Genomic DNA, 21,744 nt, shown 5'->3' with positions numbered 1-21,744 from the left:
GACGATGTCGTCCTGGCCGCTGTGGCGTCCCAGCAGCAGCTGGAAGGCCGCGAGCAGCGTCATGAAGAGCGTGCTGCCCTCACGGCGGCTCAGCGCCGTCAGCGCGGAGGTCAGCTCGCGGGGCAGTGCCACGGGGAGGACGCTTCCGCGGTGGGAACGCATGGAGGGCCGAGGCCTGTCCGTGGGCAACTCCAGCGCCGGGGGGGCTCCGGCCAGGTGCTGCTTCCACCAGGCGAGCTGCGTCTTCAGCACCTCGCCCGACAGCCATTGCCGCTGCCACATCGCGTAGTCGGCGTACTGCACCGGAAGCGCTGGCAGAGGCGATGCCTGGCCCTGCGAATATGCCTCGTACAGCGCTGCGACTTCCCGTACCAGCACCCCCAGAGACCAGCCATCCGAGACGATGTGGTGCAGCGTCAGCAGCAGCACGTGCTCCTGCTCCGAGTGTCTGAGCAGCGTCGCTCGAAGCAGCGGCCCCCGGCCGAGGTCGAACGGCGTCTCCGCTTCCTTCTTCGCCAGCCGTTGCACCTCATCCGGCGCGTGGAGTTGCACCGTGTGCAGGTGCACCGCCAGCTCGGGCGCGATGGCCTGGTGCGCCTGCCCTTCGATGCTGGGGAAGGTGGTGCGCAAGGCCTCATGGCGTTGCACCAGCGCCCTCAGCGCCTGCTCCAGCGCGGTCGCGTTGAGTGGCCCTTCCAGGTGCACGGCCGCGGGGACGTTGTACAGAGGGCTGTCGGGCTCCAGTCGGTCGAGCAGCCACAGCCGCTGCTGGGCGAAGGACAATGGCAGCAATCCCTCGCGAGGCACGGGCACGAGTGCTGGCGCGGTGGGCGTCGTCCCGTCGCGCAGGGCGGCTTCGACGAGCGGAGCCAGCGCGGCGACGGTGGGCGTTTCGAACAAGGCGCGCAACGGCACGTCGACGCCGAAGGCGGTGCGCACCCGGCCGAGCACCTGCATGGCCAGCAGCGAGTGGCCTCCGAGGTCGAAGAAGTTGTCGGAGAGGCTGACGCGAGGCACGCCAAGCACCTGCGCCCAGAGGGTGGCCAGCACTTCCTCCACCGGCGTGCGGGGGGCCTCGAAGTCCCGCCCCGCGTCGGTTGCAGCAGGGTCCGGAAGCGGCAGGGCCTTGCGGTCCACCTTGCCATTGGGCGTCAGGGGCAGCGACGAAAGCTCCACGAACGCCGCCGGCACCATGTAGTCCGGGAGCTTGTCTCGCAGATGGCTCCTCAGCCCGCTCGTACCGGGAAGCGGACCCTCTCGTGGCACCACATAGGCCACGAGCCGCTTGTCACCCGGGGCGTCCTCGCGTGCCAGCACCACCGCGTCACGAATCGACGGGTGCTGGGCGAGCACGCTCTCGATCTCCGCGAGCTCGATGCGGAAGCCTCGGAGCTTCACCTGATGGTCGGCGCGTCCGAGGAACTCGAGGACGCCATCCTCGCGGTAGCGCACCAGATCGCCGGTACGGTAGATGCGCGCTCCGGCTTCGGGTCCGAAGGGATCGGGGATGAAGCGCTCCGCCGTCAGGTCCGGCCGGTGCGCGTAACCCCGGCCCAGTCCAAGGCCCCCGATGCAGAGCTCTCCAGGCACGCCGACCGGCACGGGCTGGAGGTGGGGGTCGCTCACGTAGACGCGCACCCCCGGGAGTGGACGACCAATCGGGGGCGGCTGCATGCCCTCCGACACCTGGATGGGGCTCCAGGTCGCGAGGATGGCCGCCTCTGTCGGGCCATAGTGGTTGGTGAACCGGAACGGCGGCGCGTGCCTCGGGGTGCGTTGCACCTTGTCGGAGCCGGTGAGCAGCGCACGAAGCGGAAGGCCCGCCGGGAGCGCTCCGTCGACGATGGCCTCGGCGAGGACCGGCGGCAGGTGCGCGAGCGTGATGGCCTCGCGCGCGAACCACTTCACCAGCCCCTCGGATGAGAACCGCGTCTCCTCGTCCACGATGTGCACCGACGCGCCGGCCGAGAGCGCGGGCCACAACTCCAGCCCGCAGGCGTCGAAGCCCATCACCGCCTGCTGCGCGACCCTGTCCGCCGGACCGACGGCGTATTCCTTCACGAACCAGCGGATCAGGTTGGTCAGCCCGCCGTGCCGGTTCTCCACCCCCTTGGGCCGTCCCGAGGAGCCGGAGGTGTAGATGACGTAGGCGAGGTTGTCGCGCTGGACGCCGCTCGCGGGTGCATCGCCTCGCCGCGAGGCGATGGCGTCCCGGTCGTCGTCGAGAAAGACGATGCACGGTGCCGCGGCGCGCACCGTGTCGCGCAGCCGCCCTACGGTGACGAGCACGGGCGAGCGGGCATCGTCGAGCATGAAGGACAGCCGCTCCGCGGGGTAGGTCGGGTCGAGCGGCAGATACGCTCCGCCCGCCTTGAGGATCCCCAGCAGCCCCACCACCAGCTCCACCGACCGCGGCATGCACAGCCCGACCCGCACCTCCGGGCCCACCCCCAGCCCCCGCAGGTGGTGGGCGAGCTGATTGGCTCGATGCTCCAGCTCGCCATAGGTGAGCCGCTGCGCTCCGAAGCTCACCGCCAGGGCCTCGGGTGCCGCCCGGGCCCGCGCCTCGAACAGTTCGTGGAGGCAGACGTCTCCTGACGGCTCCACCGTCTCGTTCCACTCGCGCAGGAGTCGGTGGCGTTCCCCGGCGGTCAGCAGCGACAGCTCTGACACCCGCCGCTTCGGTGCTTCGACGAGGCCCTCCACCAGCCGCTGGAAGTGCCCCGCCATCCGCTGGATCGTCGCCGCATCGAACAGGTCGGTCGCGTACTCGATGGCCGCGGAAAGCCCTCCCTCCGCCTCCACCATCGAAAGGCCGATGTCGAATTTCGCCGTGCCCGGCACGCCGCCATCGGGCCGCTGGAGCACGGGCGTCCACGTGAGTCCCGGGAGGGACAGTTCGGGGAAGGGCACGTTCTCCAGCACGAAGCCCGCGCGGAAGAGCGGGTTGAGATCCTGTCCCCGGGGGGCTCCGACGGCGCTCACCACCTGGTCGAAGGGCACCTCCTGGTGACGGAGCGCGCCTTCGACGACGCCGCGAAGCCGGCGCATCAGCGCGCCCCCCTCGGGGTCTCCGGACAGGTCGCACCGCAGCACGAGCGTGTTCACGAAGAAGCCCACCACGTCGCGCAGCTCGCGACGATCCCTCCCGGCGGTGACGGTGCCAATCCCGAAGTCCACCTGCTGGTGGGAGTAGCGATGCAGGAGCGTGGCCCAGGCCGTCAGGAGCGCGACGTACAGCGTGCAGGACTCGCGGCGGGCCAGGCCCTTCAGGGCCGAGGTGAGCCCCGCCGAAAGCATGAAGGCATGTGCGTCGCCCGCATGGGTCGTGCCCCGGCTGGGAGTTCGAGGCGTCGGGAGGTCGAGCCGTGGCAGCCCCGAGAGGTTCTGCCTCCACCACGCCACCGAGCGTCGGGCGTCCTCTCCCTGGAGCCAGGCGTCCTGCCAGCGGACGTAGTCGGTGTAGCGCACCGGAAGCTCTCCGAGAGCCCGGTGCGCGCCGGTCCGGAAGCCCTCGTACACCTGGGCCAGCTCGCGGACGAAGACCCCGATGGACCCCGCGTCGGTGATGATGTGGTGCTGCGTGAGCAGCAGCAGGTGCTCCGCTTCCGCGAGCGCCACCAGCGTGAGCCGCACCAGCGGCCCCCGGGCGAGGTCGAAGGGTGCCGTGGCGTGCGCGTCCGAGAGCCGCGCCAGCTCCGCCTTCCGCGCCTCCTCGGGGAGCCGCCGCAGATCGACGGTGGGCAGCTCCACGGGGCGCGGGGCGGAGATGGCGAGGACCGGCCGTCCTTCCGACTCGGGGAAGGTGGCGCGCAGCATCGGGTGGCGCGTGATGAGCGCGTCCAGGCTCTTGCGCAACGCGACCGCGTCGAGCGTGCCCTTCATGCGCAGCCCGGCGTGGATGTTGTACAGCGCGCTTCCGGGCTCCAACCGGTCGAGCACGAGCAGTCGAGCCCCGCCCGCGGACAGGGGGCCTGGCTCCGTCTCAGGGCCCGCCGACCGGGAGATGGGCACCGGCTGCCCCACGTCCGTGCTCTGCTCCAGGTGGCGGAGCAGCGCGGCGAGGCTCGGCTGCTCATAGAGCAGCGCGGGAGAGACAGGACGGTTCAGACGCAGCTCCAGGTCTCCGGACAGGCCCACGAGGTCCTTGGAGTCCATCCCGTAGTGGGCGAACGGCTGCCCCGGGTCGATGGCCCCCACGGGCGTGCCGGTGAGCGCGGCGATCCTCGCGAACAGCCAGCCTTCGAGCCCCTGCACCGCCGCGTCATCCGGTGACGGCTCGACCCTCGCAGGCGCGAACGCCACGTCCGACACGAGCGAGAGCGTTCCTTCCACGAAGGCGTTGCGGCACGCGTGGCGCTGCACCTTGCCGCTCGTCGTCTTCGGCAGCGTCCGCGATTGCAGGAGCGCCACCGCGTGCACGACCACCCCGTGATCCGCCGCCACCGCCTCCCGGATCGCCGCCGCGACCTCGGAGGGGGCCGTGCCCGCGCGCTCGTCCACCTCCGCGACGACGACGAGCTGCTCGTCGCCCTCCACCTCCAGCCCGAACGCCGCGGCACAGCCCTGCCGCACCGCCGCGTGGGCCTGCTCCGCGGTCAGCTCCACGTCCTGCGGGTACAGGTTGCGCCCGCGCACGATGATCAGGTCCTTGAGCCGCCCCGTGACGAACAGGGCTCCTTCGTGAAGGAAGCCCAGGTCGCCCGTCCGTAGGAAGGGCCCCTCACCCGTGCCCGAGATCCGCGCCTCGAAGGTCCGCGCGGTCGCCTCCGGGTTGTTCCAGTAGCCCCGCGCCACGCTCGGCCCCGAGACCCAGATCTCCCCGACCCGGTCATCGCCCGCGCGCCGCCCGCTGGCCGGGTCGACGATGGCCACCTGCTGATCCATCCAGGCGTGCCCGCAACCCACCAGCGTGCGCGCGTCGCGCGACGCCTCCGCCGCCAGGGGCACCACGCGACCCTGTTCCAAGGCCGGCACGTCCAGCGAGACGGTGACGGGCGGCGCCGAGGCCTTCACCGGCCCGGTCACGAACAGCGTCGACTCGGCGAGCCCGTAGCATGGGTAGAACACCTCGCGTCGGAAGCCATGAGCCGCGAAGGCCGCCGCGAAGCGCTCGAGCGTCGCCGTGCGCACCGGCTCCGCGCCGTTGAAGGCCACGTCCCAGCTCGACAGGTCCAGCCCGACGCGCTCCGCGTCCGTGACCTTTCGCACGCACAGGTCGTAGGCGAAGTTCGGCCCGCCGCTCGTCGTCCCCCGGAAGGTGGAGATGGCGCGCAGCCAGCGCGCCGGGCGCTGCAGGAAGGCCAGCGGCGACATCAGCGTGCACGGCATGCCGATGTAGAGCGGCTGCAGCACGTTCCCGATGAGCCCCATGTCGTGGTAGAGCGGCAGCCAGCCGACGCCGCTGCTCGTCTCGACCGAGTGGCCGAAACCCCGCTGGAGCATCCGCTCGTTGTGCAGGAGGTTGTCGTGGGTGATGACGACGCCCTTCGGCGTCCCGGTCGACCCCGACGTGTACTGCAGGAACGCGACGCCCGAGGTCGGTAGCGCCGGGCGTCGCCAGGCGTCCGCTTCGCTGTCGGGCACCGCATCCGAGGCCACCCATTGGAGCTCTCCCAGTTCCGGGGCCATGGGATGCAGCGCCTCGGCCATCCCGGCGATGGCCTCCGTGGTGAGCACCAGCCGCGCGTCGCAGTCCCGCGCGATGGCCCGGAGCCGGCCCAGCGTCCGCTCCAGGCGACCTGGATCCGGCGGGTAGGCGGGGGCGGCGATCACCCCCGAGGCAAGGCACCCCAGGAACGCCACGACGAAGTCGAGCCCCGGCGGGTACAGGAGCAGCGCCCGCTGCCCCTCGGCACCGGCGCGTTGCAGGGCCGCCGCCACGGCGCGCACCCGGCGGTCCAGCTCCGCCCACGTCAGCGTCTCCACCGGCCCATCCGCGTCACCAGTCGTCAGGTAGCGGTAGGCGAGCCGATGGGGCTGCGCGGCGGCATGCAGCTCGAGCTGGCCGCTGATCGAGGTGGGGGTACGCATGCCCGCAACACTAGACTTCAGGAATCAAACAAGAATACATCGAAATGACTGCTGAAACGTGAAAGGCCGTTCGGCGGGGAAGCTGTCGTACGGGCCGTGAATCGCCTGCCCCCGGGAGACACGGGCTGTGACAGGCGCGGAAATGCTGAAGCAAGAGCGAAATCGTGCACCCATGAGGGGAGATCTCACACATGGGGTCGGCCTGCTGGAAGCGCATTCCGGCGAGGCGCTGCTCGACCCGCAGTTTGTTCTCGAGGTCTGGTGTGAGACGTCTGCCAATGGAGCGGAAAAGTCCTTCCGGGTGTTTTCACATACACGACGTATATTTTTGATTATTCCAAATCTGGCGAGCCGCTGCTCGTGGATGACGTTTGATCATTGAATCCTCTCACGACTCACGGTTTCACTCCTCGCCCGCGAAGGAGCCGATCAGGTTTTCGATGACGGCTCGGACTGGTGCGTCCGTTGCGTCGGCGGTCACCCACACGCAATGGCTCACTCGGCACCGCCCATGACTTCGGCCCCCTGGGCGGCACGGGTGGCACCTACTTCGCGGACCTGTGCCCCAGCGGCCAGGTGCTGGTGGGCATCAAGGGCCGCAGCTACCCTGCTCGCGCGCGGCGGCACCGGCGGGGCGGCCTTGGGCTGGATGCCAGCGCGTCCAGGCCCGAGCGGCCTCAGTCCCGCCGCGGCTCCAGCAGCCGGGAGTCCTCGCTGCCCGGGGTGAGCGGCAGCCACAGGCGCTCGGTGCCGGAGAGCCCGTCGCGCGCGCTGTACACCACGGACACCGCGCGCCCGAGCAGCCTGGCGCGGGGGACCAGGCCCCAGAAGCGGCTGTCGGCGGAGTTGCCCCGGTGGTCGCCCAGCATCAGGTACTCGCCCGCGGGCACCTGCAGCGGGCCGAAGTCCGGCCCCTGGTCCTCCTCGGGGGCGAGCGGGTGGGGGGCGCCGGGCAGCGCCTCGCGACGCACGCCCTGCGCGAGCGTCTGCTCCACCGGGGCGCCGTTGAGCCAGAGCCGCCCCTGCACCAGAGCCACGGTGTCGCCGGGCAGTCCGATGAGGCGCTTCACCATCGTCGTCCCTGTGAGTGGGTGGGCGAACACCACCACGTCGCCGCGGGTGGGCTCGCGCTCGGTGAGCCAGGTCTCGGTGAGCGGTACGCGCAGGCCATAGGCGCGCTTGTCCACGAGGATGTGGTCCTTCACCGCCAGCGTCGGCTCCATGGAGCCGGAGGGCACGTGATAGTGGTCCGCGAAACTGGCGCGCCCCACCAACAGGAAGAGCAGCACGGCGAGGTCGGGCAGGTGACGCTTCCAGCGGGGTGCGGGGCGGGGCAGGCGCTCGGCCATGGGGGCCTCCGGTGCTCGAGGTGACGGCCCCAACCCGCACCTGCTCCCGTCTCTTCCCGAGCGCGGCGGGCACGCCGGTGTCGCCAAACGCGCTTCGTGGGTGCTGGGCATGTCCAGGCCCCCCTCCCGCGAGTGGCGCGTCAGGAGCCTGGGCCTGTTGGTCATGGCGGCTCGAGCCTCCACTCCTCGTGATTCCAAGCAACCCCGCCGGGTCCCCTCGGCCGGCGAATCGGGCGGCGACCGGAGTCCGGCGCGAGCACCACCACGCGGATTTCATCCCTGACGAACGCGAGTCCAGCGACCTCTTGCGCACATATAACAGCGCTTATATATTCGCCCGTGACGCTCCCAGGCAACGCCCCCCTGGCGCGCAGGCAGTCGATGGGGACCTGTCGATGCCGTCGACAGGACCATCGAAACCCTCCTGGAAGAGGCCCCAGCAATGAAACCGCATGCGATTGCGTCGTTGATTGCGTTGAGCTGTGTCTGCACGACCGCACTGGCGCAACAGCGCCTGTCGCCGAAAGAGCGCGGCACGGCGCTTCAGGCCATCTCGACGGAGTTCGAGGAGCGCTACGTCTTCCCAGAGATGCGGCCGAAGATCATCGAACGGTTGAAGCAGCTGCAAAAGTCTGGACGCTACGAGGTGGACGACCCCATCGTCTTTGCCGACCGGATCACCGAGGACCTTCGTGGCGTCAGCAACGACAGGCATCTTTCGCTGCGGGTCAATCCGGCGGCCTACGTCGCGGCGCTGGCCGCGCCGGACAGCGCCGCGGGCGAAGACGCCTTTTTCCGCCACCAGGCCATCCGCGAACATCACGGCCTGACGGAGATGAAGATACTGCCGGGCAACATCCGCTATCTGAAGATCACCGGGTTCCAGTGGGTCAACGACGAGACCGGCACCGCTTACGACGACGCAATGCGATTCCTGAAGGACGGCGATGCCATCATCATCGACCTTCGCAACAACGGCGGCGGCTCGCACGGTGCAGTCCGCTATCTGGTCAGCCATTTCATGGCTCCCGACACACTGGAACTGACCTTCCTGCAAGGTTCGGAAACGCCTTCGCAATCGCGAATCCTTGAACACCTCCCTGCCGGGCGACTGCAGGGCAAGCCGCTCTATGTGCTGCTCGACGGGCAAACAGCATCGGCTGCCGAAGCGTTCGCCTACGATGTGCAGCAATTCAAGCTGGGCGAGCTGGTCGGCACCAAGACCGTGGGCGCGGCCAACAACAACAAGCTGATTCCCATCGCGCCCAACTTCATCCTCAGCGTTTCCTATGGCCGTCCCGTGCATGCGGTGAGCAATACGAACTGGGAGGGCGCCGGGGTCGCGCCGGACGTGGAAACTCCCTCCTCACAGGCTCTGGACGCGGCACAGGTGCGCGCGCTGAGCAGGCTCTCTCGGGCCCCCGGCGCGACGCCCGAGCAGCTTGGCGACTATCGCTGGGCGAACGTCGCCGTCGAGGCGCGCATGCATCCCGTCAGCCTGGCTCCCGTGAAGCTGCCGCCGCTGGCGGGACGCTTTCTGAGGAGTGGTGCGGGAGCCCCTCCGATCGAAGTCGTGTATCGCGACGGGGCGCTGTGGTTCGCCTTTCCCAATCGCCCGGTCGCGCGCCTTTCGCCACTGACGGAGGACGTCTTCGCTGTCGAGGGCTATGAGGTGCTACGGGTCAGGCTCACCGGCAAGACGCTCGAGATGCTGTGGCGCGACGAATCCGCTCCGCGCGTGTATCCGCGCGAATGACCCGGCGCAGCCGTCCGTCTGCATTCGGTTCGCAGCTGAAGATGCGGAGGCTCACTGTCGCCCGGAAGGCCTGTCACCTCTGGCTTGTATGAACAAGAAGCATGGCGGACGGGGGGGCGGGGTCAGGGATGCGCCAGCCCGGGTCACGATCTGGAGCACAACCGGTTTCTTGTGCATGTCGCGGTCGGCAATCAGGCTCTCGCGATGCATAGACTTTTTTTCGTGGCGACCGCGGTCCTGCTCCTCACCTCCTGCGGCAAGGACGGCACCGGCAAGGCCGACATCGGCGAAAGCTGCTCCGAGGACTTCGAGTGCGCCGGCAGCACCAGGTGCATCTCCAATGGCGGGCACCAGATCACCAACGATGGCCTCTCCTGCGTCGAGACCGACACGCTGTGTTCCATCACCTGCACCCGGCATGAGGACTGCGCGTCGCTCGGGACGGGCTACATCTGCATCGACGACTGCTTCCAGGGTTCCTGCCTGAAGGGCACCGCCCACTAGCGTCTCGCCCCTCGGGATGGGTAGGCCCGGCGTGACGGCGGGCCGCGATCTTCCGCGGCCCGCTCGCGCATGGCCTCACGCCTTGGCGGGCTTCTTCTGCACGTCCTTGCCCTCGTCGCGACCGTGCACGGCGGCCGGCGGGCTGGTGGCCTCCACGGCGGAGAAGGTCTCCAGGATCTTGTACGTGTGCGAGGAGCCGCGCGGCACCAGCCACGAATCCCCCGGGTTGAGCAGGATGACCTGTCCCTCCAGGAGCAGCTCGGCGCGACCCTTCAGCACGAAGCCCACCGTCTCGTAGTCGCGGGCGGTGGCGGGCGCGGGCTCTCCGGGGGGCTCGTCCTCCCACAGCCGCATGGACAGGCGGACGCCGGAGGCCAGGTACTTCTGCCCCAGCTCTCCCTTGGGAGAGTGCCGACTCTCGACCTTCTTCACGCTGGTGTCGCCCATGCCTGCGTCTCCTTCGCCTCGAGGCGGTGAATGGCGGCGGGTGCGCCGCGCTCCTGCCGTGAAGGTAAGGAAGGCGACCGGGGTCGACGGGTGGACACCGCGAGGCCGCCTGGCTGGCAGGCCGGAGGCCGGAAAGACGAAGGCCCAGCCTCCCTGTGGGAGACCGGGCCTCGAAACCACCCATGGGTGGCCGCGGTGCCTGGCTGCTAGCCAGCCGCGCGGACGTTCTGGGCCTGCAGTCCCTTGGGACCGCGGGTCACCTCGAACTCCACCTTCTGCCCCTCCTGGAGGGTGCGGAAGCCATCCATGTTGATGGCCGAGTGGTGGCAGAAAACGTCCTCACCGTTGTCCTGCGCGATGAAGCCGAACCCCTTGGCGTCGTTGAACCACTTCACAGTACCGATTGCCATGTGACCTTCTTCTTTCTGCTTTGCGGCGGTCCGGACTTCCGGGCTGCCCGTGCGGAGCGGACATCGCCCCAACACCGATACGACAATCCACCCTGCGGGTGAATGTCCACCGTCCCCCTCCCCGCTAGGCGAGCAGGCGTCGGACGGCGGACACTCCCAGGAAGGAGCGTCGCTCGCTAGGGAAAACCGACCGGGCTCTCCGCTCCATTCCGAGTCCGGAGGACCCCTTCACACTTCTTCACGGGGCTCGGGCGCGCGCTTCACACCCGCCTTCTACCTTTCTCCCCGTCAACAACGCCGGCCCTTCCCGGGCACGGCACTTCTGGGGAGCACAGCACCATGTTCGGATTTCTCTTCGGTACCGCGTGCCTCGCGGGGCTCATCTTCACGCTGCGCGGCGGGCGCCACTGGCATCACTCCCATCACCGCGGCGGAGGGCGCTGGGGCCGCGCCCGGCTGCGCTGGCTGTTCGAGCGCCTGGAGACGTCTCCCGGCCAGGAGAAGGTCATCGTCAAGACGGTGGAAGAAGTAACGGAGGCCTTCGCCAAGGTGCGCGACGAGGTGGGCCCGAGCCGCACCGCCCTCGGCACCGCGCTGCGGGGCGAGCACTTCGACGGGGACGCGCTGCGCGAGCTGTTCGCGCGCCATGACGTGGCGCTCGACAACCTGCGCCGCACGGTGCAGGGCGGGCTGTCTCAGGTGCACGAGGCCCTGGACCCGCGCCAGCGCCGCGAGCTGGCGGACCTCATCGAGCACGGCTTCGGCTACGGCTGGCGAGGCGGCTACGGCGGCCATGGCCGGTGCGGTGGGCGCGGCGGCTGGCGGGGGCACGGCGAGCAGATGGTCTGACCCGCTCCCCATGACAGCCGTCTTCATCAACGCAAAGGAGAACGCACCATGCGCCGCCGCCTGCTGATAGTCCTGCTCGCCATGGGCACCGTCGGAGGCTATGCCTCCGGCTTCGCCCGCCTTGCCCACCACCGTCACTCCTGCCACTCCAGCGCGTGGGGAGAGCGCGGGGAGGACCGGTGGGAGCGCCGCTGGGGCTCGCGGGGCCCGAGCGAGTCGTGGGAGTCTCGCGCGCCCAGGGGGGCCTCGGCCCCGTCCGTCGCAGCCCCCAGTCCCTCCGAGCCCCCCGCGCCTGGCGAGGGAGCGCGCTAGAGTCAGAGGCCGTACATGTCCACGCGAGTCCTGCTCATCGACGACGACACCCGGCTGTACGAGCTGCTCGCGCAGTACCTCGGGCAGAACGGCCTCAGCGTCACCCACGCGCCCGACGGTGGGCGCGGCCTGGCGGCGCTGGAGGCCGGGGCCTACGACGCGGTGCTGCTGGACGTGATGATGCCGGGCATGGACGGTCTGGAGGTGTGCAAGCGCATCCGCGCCAAGAGCCGCATCCCGGTCGTCATGCTCACCGCGAAGGGCGACGAGACGGACCGGGTGGTGGGGCTGGAGCTGGGCGCGGACGACTACCTGCCCAAGCCATTCAGCCCCCGCGAGCTGCTGGCCCGCCTGCGCGCGGTGCTGCGCCGCTCGCAGCCGTCGGCGGTGGCGGACCGGCTGGAGGCGGGCGGCGTGTCCATCGACGTGGCCGGCCGCGAGGTGCGCGTGGAGGACCGGCTGGTGGACCTGACGGGCCTGGAGTTCGACCTGCTGGTGGCGCTGGTGCGCCGGGCCGGGCGGGTCATTCCTCGCGACGCGCTGCTGGGCGAGGCCGGGCGCAGTGACACGGTGGTGGGCGAGCGCACGGTGGACGTGCACATCTCGCATCTGCGGCAGAAGCTGGGCGACGTCGGGACGCGTCTCATCAAGACGGTGCGCGGCGTGGGCTACGTCTTCGCCAAAGAGGGGCCATGAGAGGCCGCCGGCGCGACTGGGGCCACGGGCCCGACTGTGGCCCCGACTGCGGTCTTCACGAGGAGGACTCCGAACAAAAGCCCGAGGGTGCTTCCCCGGGCCACGGCATGGAGCACTGGGGGCATGGTCCCTGGGGACATGGGCATGGCCCCGCGGCCTGGCGGCGGCACATGCGGGCGCACGCGCGCTGGCGGCACCGGTACTGGCGCATGGGCCGGCTGGGGCACTTCGTGCGCGCGCGGCTGCACCGGCGCCTCTTCCTCTGGTTCGGGCTGTCCATCCTCGCCACGGGCCTCGTGGTGGTGACGGTGATGAACCTGGTGGGCGGCAACACGTGGAAGCAGGAGACCGACCGGATGCGGACCTTCGTGGGCCACCGCTTCGAGGAGGTCTGGAACGAGCCCGCGCGGCGCGACGCGCTGGTGCACTCCATCGCCACGGACCTGGAGATTGGCGTGGAGCTGCGGGACACCTCCGGCGCACTGCTGGTGCGCGGGGGCGAGCCGTGCCGGCGCTCCGAGCTGAGTGTCCCCGTGGAGCGCGACGGCGTCCCGCTGGGGATGGTGCGGGCGTGCTACTCCCCCTTCCGTCCGAAGAACCCGCTCCGGGTGGCGCTGCCGCTGGTGCTCGCTGGAGCAGTGCTGTGGCTCGCCGCGGGGAAGCTGGCCCGGCGGCTGGCCCGGCCGGTGGACGCGCTGGTGAAGGCCACCGAGGCGCTGGGCGCGGGGAAGCTGAACGCGCGCGCCGAGGTGCTCCCGCACACCACGGGCGAGTTCGCCGTGCTGGCCGTCGCCTTCAACGACATGGCGGGCCGCATCGAGAAGCAGGTGGCGGACCAGCGCGAGATGCTCGCCGCGGTGTCGCACGAGCTGCGTACGCCGCTGGCCCGCATGCGCGTGCTGACGGAGCTGCTGCGCGACGGCGGAGGCAACCCGAAGACGCTGGACCAGGTGGACCGCGAGGTGGTGGAGCTGGACGCGCTGGTGGGCGAGCTGCTGGCCAGCTCGCGGCTGGACTTCGGGCAGCTCACGTCGCGGGTGCTGGACGGGCGCACGCTCGCGGCGCAGGCGCTGGAGCGCGCGGGGCTGCCAGTGGAGCTGCTGGACGTGGAGGCGGCGGAGGCGGGCCTGCAGGGAGACGCGACGCTGCTGGGGCGGGCGCTGGCCAACCTGCTGGAGAACGCGCGGCGACATGGCGCGGGCGCGGAGGCGCTGCGCGTCCAGGAGCGCGGCGAGCACCTCGCCTTCTTCGTGGACGACCGGGGCCAGGGGCTCCTGCCGGGCGAGGAGGTGCGCATCTTCCAGCCCTTCTACCGGAAGGACCGGGGCGGCGAGGCCCGCGAGGCGGGCTCGCTGGGACTGGGGCTGGCGCTGGTGCAGCGGATTGCGCGCGCCCACGGAGGTGAGGCCTTCGCGGAGAACCGCGCCGGGGGGGGCGCGCGGGTGGGCTTCACGGTGAAGAAGTCGGGTCCGCCCGCTGCAATTGCCCATCCCGCAGCATGAGCGGCGGGCAATAGGGGCCTACCGCCCGCCGGGTCCACCAGGCGCCCGTGGAGCGCCACGTCGCGAAGTCCGTGAAGCGGTAGTCGTAGAGGACGGTGCGCACGTAGCGTGGAGGCGTGTCCGGCAGCGAGCCCTTGCGGAAGAAGTCGCGCACCTGGGGCTCGCCCCGGAGCAGCGCGTCCTGGAGGCGCAAGAGCCACGGATTGTCGCGGCAGGTGGACAGCGCGGCGAACCACATCTGCCAGTCCAGCCGGGGCATGTGCGGCGCGGCCACGCGGGGCCGCTCGTCCACCGGGCCCGGGCGCCAGCGCAGGAGGTACTCGTACCACGTCTGCCCGTCGTCGCTGCCCTCGATGACGATTTCCTCGCGCTGCGTGGTCATCACCGCGAAGAGGCCGTAGGTGTTGATGCTGTTGAAGGGATTCACGGCTTCGAGCACCGTCGACACCAGCGACGGAGGACTCCAGCGCATGAGGCGGCGCGCATCCTGCGACAGCGCGAGCACGGCATAGCCGCCGGCGAACACGGTGAAGGCCGCGGTGCCCCACCGTGAGCGCGGCGCTGGTGGAGCACCCTCCTCCCCGAGCTTCGGGAAGCGCAGCCGGCGCAGCACGCCGTCATCGAGCGCGGCGAAACACAGCACGAGCGTCAGCAGGTTGAAGAAGCCATAGCTCCCGGTGGCGAAGATGCCCACCTGGAGCAGCACCAGCAGCGCGGCCGCCGCGAGCCGCACGCGCCGGGGCCCGAAGAGGAAGAACGGCACCATCAACTCGATGATGAACATGGCCACCGCGCTGGCCCGCTGCAGCCCCGCCGGAAGCTGGTGCGCGAAGTACGCCAGCGCATTCGGCAGCGGCTGCGTCCAGTAGTGGTACTCGAGCGCGGTGAAGTCGCGCCACGTCGGGGCGCCACTCGCGAGCTTCACGAGGCCGGACATCACCATCAGCCGGAACAACAGGAAGCGGACGAGGAGCACCGCCTCACGGCGCGGCTCCGATGCCACGCGCGGCGGCCACAGGTGTCCGGGTGTGAGCGGCAGCGAGACGAGCGCGGTCTCCAGCAGCAGCACGTCCCACTGGAAGCTGAGGAACACGCCGCCCACGGTGGTGATGGACAGGTACGCGGCCCACGCGCCCACCAGCGCGTAGCGCGGCGCCACATCCACCACCAGCAGCAGGCCGCACAGGAGGCCCGCGATGCTCACGCCCCGCAAGGCCCCGGTGCTCGCCCCCGTGAGCCACAGCAGCGTGGGCACGCGCAGCATGCGTCCTTCGCCACCCAGATACTCACGGACCTGGTCGAGCCACTCCGCGGCGGGGCTCAGTCCCTGAGGTCCGAGCAGCTCGGGCAACTGCGGGAGCAGCGAGGCGAACGCGAGACAGAAAACGAACCCGAGCCCGCGCAGGTACCACCACCGCACCCGCGCGAGCCCGTGCGTGCTCATCGTTTCGACACGCTCACTTCTTCGCGGAGGCGTCCGTCGCGGAGAAGGCGAAGGAGGCCTCGGCCGGCGCGTCGTCCTTCACCGTGACTTCGGCCGTCTTCGTGCCGAGCGACTCGTGCCAGGCCTCCACCGTGTACTTCCCGGCGGGCAGGCCCTGGAGGCTGAACGTGCCGTCCGCGCCCGTGGTGGCGAAGTACGGATTCGGGTTCGTCACCACGAACGCCGTCATCCACGGGTGCACGTCGCACTTGAGCTTGAGCACCTCCGCGTCCGCGGGCAAGGTCTTCTGCACCTGCGCGCCCGACGGCGGCTGCGCCACGTTGAAGGCGGACTTCGTGCCCACCAGTCCGCGCACGTTGTGCAGCGTCCCGTCGCTGTTCTTGAAGGCCACCGGCTGGCCCACCATCGCCCCCTGCACGCGCGGCACATAGGTGCACTTCGACTGGTCCACCAGCACCGGAGCCGACGGCGCGGGCGGCGCGCCCGGCACGTTGCCGCGCACGCGCACCAGCACGTTCGCCAGCTTGCCGTCCTTCACCAGCACCGAGGCGTCCTTCATCGACATGCCCTCGCAGGCAGGGTCATTGCTCGGCGGCAGGTCGGCCGCCACGGGCGCCGTGCCGGTGAACGTCACCGTGCCGCGCACCACGCCCTTGCCGGCGGGGATGGCTGGAACGGCGGGCGCGGTCCCCTGCGCGCCGGGCTCCTGGATGGGCGTGGCAGCGTGCTGCTTGGCCTCGGGCGCGGGCGTGGGCGCGGCGGGCTGCGGGGCGGTGGCAGCCGGAGTCGGAGCGGCCGGAGCCTCCTCCTTCTGGCAGGCGGGAAGGGCCAGCAGGCCCGCGGTCCCCAACAGCGTCAGACCGAGCGTGCGCAGCGTCATCGTGCAATCTCCTCGGGAAGCAGGTTCATCAGCCACCCCGTCGTACTGAACGGGGCTCCGGATGTCCAAGCCGCGTGCGCCTGGGGCTACTCGCGCCGGCTGACGCTGAAGGCGGCCAGGCCCACGAACACGGTGGCGAAGGCGAGCAGCACCGGCACCTCCAGCCCCGCCACGGACGCGGGGCCCACCGCCGCGGACGCCTCCACGCCGTACAGCGCGCGCCGCACGCCCTCCACGGAGAAGCGCATGGGATTCACGCGCATCACCCACGCCAGCCAGGAGCCCGCGCCCTTGAGCGGGAACATCGCCCCGGACAGCACCCACATGGGCAGCAGGACGATGCTCATCACCGCGTGGTAGCCCGCGCTGGAGCGCACCCACCATGCCAGCGACATGCCCATGCCGGTGAGCGCCAGCGCGGACAGCACCATGACCGTCAGCAGCAGCGGCAGGTCGAGCGTGGCCGCGCTCACCCCGGCCAGCGGGGCCAGCAGCAGGAACAGCGACGCCTGCATCAGCGCAATCGCCGACGAGCCCAGCGCCTTGCCCAGCACCACCGCCAGCCGCGAACCCGGCCCGGCGAGCACCGCCTGGAGGAAGCCCTCGCGCCGGTCCTCGATGACGGTAATCGTCGCGAAGATGGCGCTGAACAGCAGCACCATGGTGACGACGCCGGGGAAGAAGAACTGCTGGTAGCCCAGCCCCTGCGCGCCCTCCACGCGGAACGAGCCCGCGAAGCCGGAGCCGATGACGAACCAGAAGAGGATGGGCTGCGCCAACGCCCCCACCACGCGGCTGGGCTGACGGAAGAAGCGCACCACGTCGCGCACCAGCAGCACGCGCACCGTCGCCCACTGCAGCGCGAGCGAGCCCGGTGCGACAGGAGCCGGCACACGGGCCTCCAGCGGCTGCGGGGCCTCCACGGGCGGAGGAGCGGCGGAAACCTCGGCGTTCATCGGCGTCTCCTCGGCGCGGGCTCGGCGGCGGGCTTGTCCGCCCCCAGCGCGCGCCCCGTGAGCTGGAGGAACACGTCCGCCAGCGTGGGCCGGCGCAGCGACACGGAGGTCAGCCGCCCGGCCGGGAAGGCCTCCACCAGCCGGGGCACCAGCGCATGGCCCTCTGTGGCCTCCACCTGCACCCTCCCCTCCACCACCTTCGCGTCCAGCCCCAGCCGCTCGCGCACCTCGCGCGCCAGCGCCTCCGGCTCGGCCGCCTCCAGCGAGAGGATGTCCCCGCCCATGCGCGAGGCCAGCGCCGCCGGCGTGTCACACGCCACCAGCTTGCCCGCGTCCAGCACCGCGAGCCTGTCGCACACCTCGGCCTCGTCCGCGCGGTGCGTGGTGAGCAGCACCGTGACGCCCTCGCTGTCGCGCAGCCGCTTGAGGTGCGCCCAGAAGGTGCGGAAGGCCGCCTCGTCCAGGCCCTGCGTGGGCTCGTCCATCAGCACCACGCGCGGCTGGTGCACCAGCGCACGCGCCAGCTCCAGCCGCCTGCGCATGCCGCCGGACCAGATGCCCACCTTCTCGTCGCCCCGGTCCTGCAGGCCGATGAGCGCGAGCATCGCCTCCACCCGCTCGCGCGCCCGCTCGCCGCCCAGGCCGTACAGCCGGGCCCCGAGCATCAGGTTCTCCCGCGCGGTGAGCAGGTCATCCAGGCTGCTGCGCTGGAAGATGATGCCCATCTGCCGCCGCAGCGACGGGTCGCTCAGCGCCAGCACCTTCCCGGCGAAGCGCACCTCTCCCGCGTCCGGAGCCAGGAGCCCCGCCAGCACCTGGAAGGTGGTGGACTTGCCCGCGCCGTTGGGGCCCAGGAGGCCCAGGATTTCGCCCTGCCGCACGGACAGGCTCAAGCCGTCCACGGCGATGCGGCCCTTGAAGCGCCGCGTGAGGCCTTCGAGCTGGAGCAGCGGCGCCGGAGGGGTGGAGACCGAGGTATCAGGCATGAGTGACTTCCCCCGGCACCCTGCGCGCTAGCCGCGCGGGACGCGGTCGAGCGTCATCGCGGCGAACAGGACGGTGAGGTAGATGAGCGAATAGAAGAACGTCTGGCGCGCCCAGGGCTTCCCGAGCCGGCGGAAGAAACCCCACGCCCCCAGGCCTAGGAAGCCCAGGCCCAGCACCACCGCCGCCGCCAGGTACCACGAGCCGGAGATGTTCAGCTGGAAGGGCAAGAGCGTCATCGGCACCAGCGCCACCAGGTAGAGCACCACCTGCGCGCGGCTGGACTCGTCCCCGCGCTCCAGCGGCACGGACTTGAGGCCCGCCGCCGCGTACTCCTCCTTGCGGAACAGGGCGATGGCGATGAAGTGCGGCATCTGCCACAGGAAGAGGATGGCGAAGAGCGCGAAGCCGCCCGCGTCCAACACGTTCGTCACCGCCGTCCACCCCATCAGCGGAGGCAGCGCGCCGGGCACCGCGCCCACCAGCATGGCGGCGGAGGTGCGCGCCTTGAGCGGCGTGTAGGCCAGCACGTAGCTGAGCAGCGCGAGCAGGCCCAGGCCCGCGGTGAGCAGGTTGGCGCCCAGCGCCAGCGCCGGCAGGGACACCGCCGCCAGGGAGATGCCGAACCACAGCGCCACCGACGGCTCCATCCGCCCCGAGGGCAGCGGCCGGTTGCGGGTGCGCGCCATGAACTGGTCGCTGTGCCGCTCCCAGTAGCAGTTGAGCGAGTTGGCCGCGCCCACCGTGCCGGCCGTGGCCAAGAGCGTCACCAGCGCGCGCACTGTGTTCAGCGGGCCGGGCGCCAGGAACATGCCGCCCGCCGTGGTGATGAGCACCAGGCTGGACAGCCGCGGCTTCGTCAGGGAGATCAGGTCGGACGCGGTCGTCGACAGGGACTCGGCACGCGCGCTCACACAGACTCCGGGGCAAGGCGCGACAGACGGGCTGCCGACGCGGGAACGGCCTTCCCATACAGGCACCACCGGGGGGTGGGCAAGGACACGGCACCCGGAGATGCCTCCGACGGACGGCTGCCCGCCAGGCATCCCCTCCGCCACGTGAGGCCGTCAGGCCCCGTCTCCTGGTGCGCTCGGGAAGGCAAACGTCCGGTGCATACCGCCCGCCGGAGGCACCTTCAACAAAGCAACGGGGCTGACCGCGCGTCGTGCTGCCCGCGCGCATCAGCCCCGCTTGTTGCTGCCCGGGCCCCGAAGGGAGCGCCGTGTCGTCTCAGCTCCCGGACAGCGCGCGGGCGGCGTTGGCGTGCTCGCCGCTCGGCTCGCGCTTCAGGTACTCCTGGGCCAGCATCTTCGCCTTGGGGCCCTGCTTGGCGTCCTTCGACAGCAGGGTGGCGTAGAAGTAGTAGGCCGGGCCGTAGCTCTCGTCGGCGTTGAGGGCGCGCTGGTACGTCTCGTCTGCCTTCGCCGCGTCACCCTTGCCCTGGTAGACGCGCGCCAGCTCGGTGAGGGCCATGGCCGCGCGGTCGGCCTGGCCGACGAACTCCTGGCTCGCCTTCTCCAGCTGCTCCTGCGCCTTCGCCCAGTCCGAGCGCTCGCGGTAGATGGCGCCCATGGCCAGCCGCGCCTCGGGGTTCTTCGCCTTCGGGTCCTTCACCGCGCGCTGGTACTGGGTGAGGGCCTCGTCCAGCTTGCCCTGGCGGCGGTACGCGTTGCCCAGCATGACGACGAGCTTGGGGCTGTCGCCCATCGTCTTGAGGGCCGTCACGAGCGCCTCGGCGGCTTCCTTCTCGCCGCCCTGCTTGCCCATGAGGGCCTTGGCCAGCTCGACGTGGAACTGGGCGCGCGTGCCGTCCACGCGGATGGCCTTGCGAATCTCCTCGGCGGCCGCGTCGAAGTTGTTCTCCGCCAGCAGCCGGCGGCCCTTGATGAGGTGCAGCTCCGGGTTCTGCTTGTCGAGCGCGAAGCCGGTCTCCTCGCTCTTGAGCATCTCCGCGCGCGCCTTGTCCTTGTCCAGCGGCACGCCGGTGGCCTCGGACAGCTTCTGCTGCACGTCCGGCTTCAGCTCCGCCATCTCCGCCGACACGCGGCTGATGAGCAGCGAGCGGGCCAGGTGCGCGGCGGCCAGCTGGCGCGGCGACGGCGGCGGGTCGGTCTCCAGCAGCTTCTTCAGCATGGTGTGGGCCAGCCCGTAGTTGGGCGAGTCCTGCTCCAGCATCAGCAGCGCGCGACCCAGCAGCGACTCCGGGTGGTCCTTCTCGTAGCGGAGCGCGAAGTCGTAGTTCTTCCAGGCGGTGTTGTCCTGGCCCAGGCGGCGGTACACGGCGCCCAGCCCCGCGTAGATGCGCGGGTCGTCCGGCGCCAGCACCTGCGCGCGCTCCAGGCTGTCCCGCCCGCGCTCCAGATCGCCGGCGTTCATCTGGATGAGGCCCTGCGTCAGGTAGAGCAGCGAGCTGGAGCGGCCCTGGGCGTCCAGCCCCTTCACCGTCTCCTCGAGCTTGCCCAGCGCTTCCTTGCCCTTGCCCCCGTACGTCTGGATGAGGGCCTCGGCGGCGATGAGGTGCGAGCTGACGTCCTTGCCCGCCTTGCCCGCGGCCAGGTGCTCCTCGGCCTTGCGGCGCGCATCGTCGCCGCCGCCGTGCTCACCCCAGCGGATGGCGTACGCGTAGGCCAGGTAGCCGTGCGCCACGGTGGAGTCGGAGTCCACCTCCAGCGCCTTGTCCGCCGCCTCACACGCCTTCTTGTAGCTGTCGAACGAGTCGCGCTTGAGCAGCTCGGTGGCCACGTCCAGCGTCTTCTTCAGCTCGCGGGCGCGCGCCTTCGCGTGCGACGAGTACCAGCCGTAGCCGATGGCGAACAGCGGGATGGCCACCAGCAGCGCCAGCGTCACCATCTTGCCGCCGCGGCCACCCGAGGCCGGGCGGCGGCGCGACGTCGAGGGCTCGTCGTCCTCGTCCTCGTCCACCTCTTCCACCACCACGGGCGCGCGGCGCGGCTGCGGCGCCGAACGGACCGCCGGGGCCTCCGCGCGGGCCGCGTTGGCACCGCCCGAGGAGCGCTGCTGCGGGGCGCCCGAAGTGGCCCGGGCCGTGGCGGAGGGCGAAGCCTGCGAGGCCCCCGTCGCCGCGACGCTCGCGAGGGCGGCGGCGGACTGCTGGGTGGCGGACGGAGGCGGCGGCGCGGCCGGCGTGAGCACCGGGGGCGCGGCCACGGGCGCGGGCGCCGCGGGCCGGGGCAGGTCGATCTTGTACTGCTGCAGGAGCGTCACGGTCTCCGGGTCACCCGGGTCCGCGCCGTACGCCTTGAGGAGGTTGGCCTTGCCGGGCTCCGTCTCGCCCGTCTTCAACTGGAGGGTGCCGGCCATCCGCAGCGCGGCCTTGTCCTCGGGCTGCACGGTGAGGGCGCCGAGCGCCTCTTCCAACGCCTTCTTGTCCTTGCCCTGCTCCGCGTAGACGCGGGCGAGCAGCAGGCGCGGGTCGGAGGCGTTCGGATGCGCCTTCACCCCCTTCTTGCAGACGACCATCGCCTCCATGAAGCGACCCATGCTCAGGTACGCCTCGGCGAGGGGTTTGTAGGCGGCGGACGAGGGGTCGGAAGCGAAGGCGTGCTCCAGCTTCGCGAGCTCTGCCGGGCTCAACGTCTTAGAGGGGGAGATAGACATTACC

Annotated in this window: 16 protein-coding genes; 6 read left to right on the top strand and 10 right to left on the bottom strand. The window is 70.9% G+C overall.

Annotation, left to right across the window (positions count from 1 at the left end; all coding sequences use genetic code 11):
• Window positions 1–6,033 (bottom strand): non-ribosomal peptide synthetase (locus tag G4D86_RS42270; protein ID WP_164000245.1); only part of this gene is annotated, 6,033 nt, incomplete at its 3' end.
• A 142-nt stretch (window positions 6,034–6,175) separates the two neighbouring features.
• On the opposite strand from G4D86_RS42270, the gene G4D86_RS42265 reads away from it, so the two are divergent.
• Window positions 6,176–6,415: a hypothetical protein gene (locus tag G4D86_RS42265; protein ID WP_164000243.1), complete on the top strand. Its 240-nt coding sequence runs from the start codon at window positions 6,176–6,178 to the stop codon at window positions 6,413–6,415.
• Window positions 6,416–6,710: 295 nt separating this feature from the next.
• Here G4D86_RS42265 and lepB read toward each other — a convergent pair whose 3' ends face one another.
• The gene (gene lepB / locus G4D86_RS42260) at window positions 6,711–7,382 is read right to left on the bottom strand and encodes a signal peptidase I (RefSeq protein ID WP_164000240.1); all 672 of its coding nucleotides are present in this window, start codon (window positions 7,380–7,382) and stop codon (window positions 6,711–6,713) included.
• A gap of 442 nt (window positions 7,383–7,824) precedes the next feature.
• Between lepB and G4D86_RS42255 the strand changes: the two genes are divergently transcribed.
• Both G4D86_RS42255 and G4D86_RS42250 read left to right on the top strand, forming a co-directional pair.
• Entirely contained in the window at window positions 7,825–9,138 is a 1,314-nt protein-coding gene (locus tag G4D86_RS42255) for a S41 family peptidase (RefSeq protein ID WP_164000238.1), read from the top strand.
• Between the two features lie 222 nt (window positions 9,139–9,360).
• Window positions 9,361–9,642, top strand: a complete 282-nt coding sequence (locus G4D86_RS42250; protein WP_164000236.1) for a hypothetical protein — start codon at window positions 9,361–9,363, stop codon at window positions 9,640–9,642.
• A 75-nt stretch (window positions 9,643–9,717) separates the two neighbouring features.
• Here the strand turns inward: G4D86_RS42250 and G4D86_RS42245 are convergent, their stop codons facing one another.
• Together G4D86_RS42245 and G4D86_RS42240 are read right to left on the bottom strand one after the other, a co-directional pair.
• Window positions 9,718–10,089 carry a cupin domain-containing protein gene (locus tag G4D86_RS42245; RefSeq protein WP_164000234.1) on the bottom strand — a complete coding sequence of 124 codons (372 nt, stop codon included), beginning with the start codon at window positions 10,087–10,089 and terminating at the stop codon, window positions 9,718–9,720.
• Window positions 10,090–10,295: 206 nt separating this feature from the next.
• Window positions 10,296–10,499, bottom strand: a complete 204-nt coding sequence (locus tag G4D86_RS42240) for a cold-shock protein (RefSeq protein ID WP_164000232.1) — start codon at window positions 10,497–10,499, stop codon at window positions 10,296–10,298.
• 339 nt (window positions 10,500–10,838) lie between these two features.
• Here G4D86_RS42240 and G4D86_RS42235 point away from each other — a divergent pair, with 339 nt between their 5' ends.
• The 3 genes from G4D86_RS42235 (at window position 10,839) to G4D86_RS42225 (ending at window position 13,858) form a co-directional block, all read left to right on the top strand.
• Window positions 10,839–11,348: a periplasmic heavy metal sensor gene (locus G4D86_RS42235; RefSeq protein WP_164000230.1), complete on the top strand. Its 510-nt coding sequence runs from the start codon at window positions 10,839–10,841 to the stop codon at window positions 11,346–11,348.
• Window positions 11,349–11,675: 327 nt separating this feature from the next.
• Window positions 11,676–12,356 (top strand): response regulator transcription factor, encoded by a 681-nt coding sequence (locus G4D86_RS42230; protein WP_164000229.1) that lies wholly within the window; start codon window positions 11,676–11,678, stop codon window positions 12,354–12,356.
• A gap of 107 nt (window positions 12,357–12,463) precedes the next feature.
• A complete protein-coding gene (locus tag G4D86_RS42225) occupies window positions 12,464–13,858 on the top strand; it encodes a sensor histidine kinase (RefSeq protein WP_164000256.1) in 1,395 nt (464 codons plus the stop codon).
• Here the strand turns inward: G4D86_RS42225 and G4D86_RS42220 are convergent.
• The 6 genes from G4D86_RS42220 to G4D86_RS42195 form a co-directional block, all read right to left on the bottom strand.
• The gene (locus G4D86_RS42220; protein ID WP_164000227.1) at window positions 13,806–15,302 is read right to left on the bottom strand and encodes a lipase maturation factor family protein; all 1,497 of its coding nucleotides are present in this window, start codon (window positions 15,300–15,302) and stop codon (window positions 13,806–13,808) included. The two genes, G4D86_RS42225 and G4D86_RS42220, sit on opposite strands and share 53 nt — an antisense overlap.
• 13 nt (window positions 15,303–15,315) lie before the next feature.
• Entirely contained in the window at window positions 15,316–16,182 is an 867-nt protein-coding gene (locus G4D86_RS42215; RefSeq protein ID WP_164000225.1) for a carboxypeptidase regulatory-like domain-containing protein, read from the bottom strand.
• Window positions 16,183–16,268: 86 nt separating this feature from the next.
• The gene (locus G4D86_RS42210) at window positions 16,269–17,138 is read right to left on the bottom strand and encodes an ABC transporter permease (protein WP_164000223.1); all 870 of its coding nucleotides are present in this window, start codon (window positions 17,136–17,138) and stop codon (window positions 16,269–16,271) included.
• The gene (locus G4D86_RS42205; RefSeq protein ID WP_164000221.1) at window positions 17,135–18,124 is read right to left on the bottom strand and encodes an ABC transporter ATP-binding protein; all 990 of its coding nucleotides are present in this window, start codon (window positions 18,122–18,124) and stop codon (window positions 17,135–17,137) included. The genes G4D86_RS42210 and G4D86_RS42205 overlap by 4 nt, the downstream gene beginning before the upstream one ends.
• Window positions 18,125–18,151: 27 nt before the next feature.
• On the bottom strand, window positions 18,152–19,036 hold the full coding sequence (gene cyoE, locus G4D86_RS42200; protein ID WP_164000219.1) for a heme o synthase: 885 nt from the start codon (window positions 19,034–19,036) through the stop codon (window positions 18,152–18,154).
• A 316-nt stretch (window positions 19,037–19,352) separates the two neighbouring features.
• On the bottom strand, window positions 19,353–21,740 hold the full coding sequence (locus tag G4D86_RS42195) for a tetratricopeptide repeat protein (protein ID WP_164000217.1): 2,388 nt from the start codon (window positions 21,738–21,740) through the stop codon (window positions 19,353–19,355).
• Window positions 21,741–21,744 lie beyond the last annotated feature (4 nt).

This window comes from Pyxidicoccus caerfyrddinensis (assembly GCF_010894405.1).
In the GTDB taxonomy this organism is placed as follows: domain Bacteria; phylum Myxococcota; class Myxococcia; order Myxococcales; family Myxococcaceae; genus Myxococcus; species Myxococcus caerfyrddinensis.
The sequence above is the reverse complement of the archived record's forward strand: the minus strand, read 5'-3'. Positions and strand labels throughout refer to the sequence as shown.

Excerpts from the sequence above, each read along its gene's own strand:
- G4D86_RS42265 (WP_164000243.1), top strand. The coding sequence starts at position 6,176 with ATGCTGAAGCAAGAGCGAAATCGTGCACCCATGAGGGGAGATCTCACA.
- lepB (WP_164000240.1), bottom strand. The coding sequence starts at position 7,382 with ATGGCCGAGCGCCTGCCCCGCCCCGCACCCCGCTGGAAGCGTCACCTG.
- G4D86_RS42255 (WP_164000238.1), top strand. The coding sequence starts at position 7,825 with ATGAAACCGCATGCGATTGCGTCGTTGATTGCGTTGAGCTGTGTCTGC.
- G4D86_RS42245 (WP_164000234.1), bottom strand. The coding sequence starts at position 10,089 with ATGGGCGACACCAGCGTGAAGAAGGTCGAGAGTCGGCACTCTCCCAAG.
- G4D86_RS42240 (WP_164000232.1), bottom strand. The coding sequence starts at position 10,499 with ATGGCAATCGGTACTGTGAAGTGGTTCAACGACGCCAAGGGGTTCGGC.
- G4D86_RS42235 (WP_164000230.1), top strand. The coding sequence starts at position 10,839 with ATGTTCGGATTTCTCTTCGGTACCGCGTGCCTCGCGGGGCTCATCTTC.
- G4D86_RS42230 (WP_164000229.1), top strand. The coding sequence starts at position 11,676 with ATGTCCACGCGAGTCCTGCTCATCGACGACGACACCCGGCTGTACGAG.
- G4D86_RS42225 (WP_164000256.1), top strand. The coding sequence starts at position 12,464 with ATGGAGCACTGGGGGCATGGTCCCTGGGGACATGGGCATGGCCCCGCG.
- G4D86_RS42220 (WP_164000227.1), bottom strand. The coding sequence starts at position 15,302 with ATGAGCACGCACGGGCTCGCGCGGGTGCGGTGGTGGTACCTGCGCGGG.
- G4D86_RS42215 (WP_164000225.1), bottom strand. The coding sequence starts at position 16,182 with ATGACGCTGCGCACGCTCGGTCTGACGCTGTTGGGGACCGCGGGCCTG.
- G4D86_RS42210 (WP_164000223.1), bottom strand. The coding sequence starts at position 17,138 with ATGAACGCCGAGGTTTCCGCCGCTCCTCCGCCCGTGGAGGCCCCGCAG.
- G4D86_RS42205 (WP_164000221.1), bottom strand. The coding sequence starts at position 18,124 with ATGCCTGATACCTCGGTCTCCACCCCTCCGGCGCCGCTGCTCCAGCTC.
- G4D86_RS42195 (WP_164000217.1), bottom strand. The coding sequence starts at position 21,740 with ATGTCTATCTCCCCCTCTAAGACGTTGAGCCCGGCAGAGCTCGCGAAG.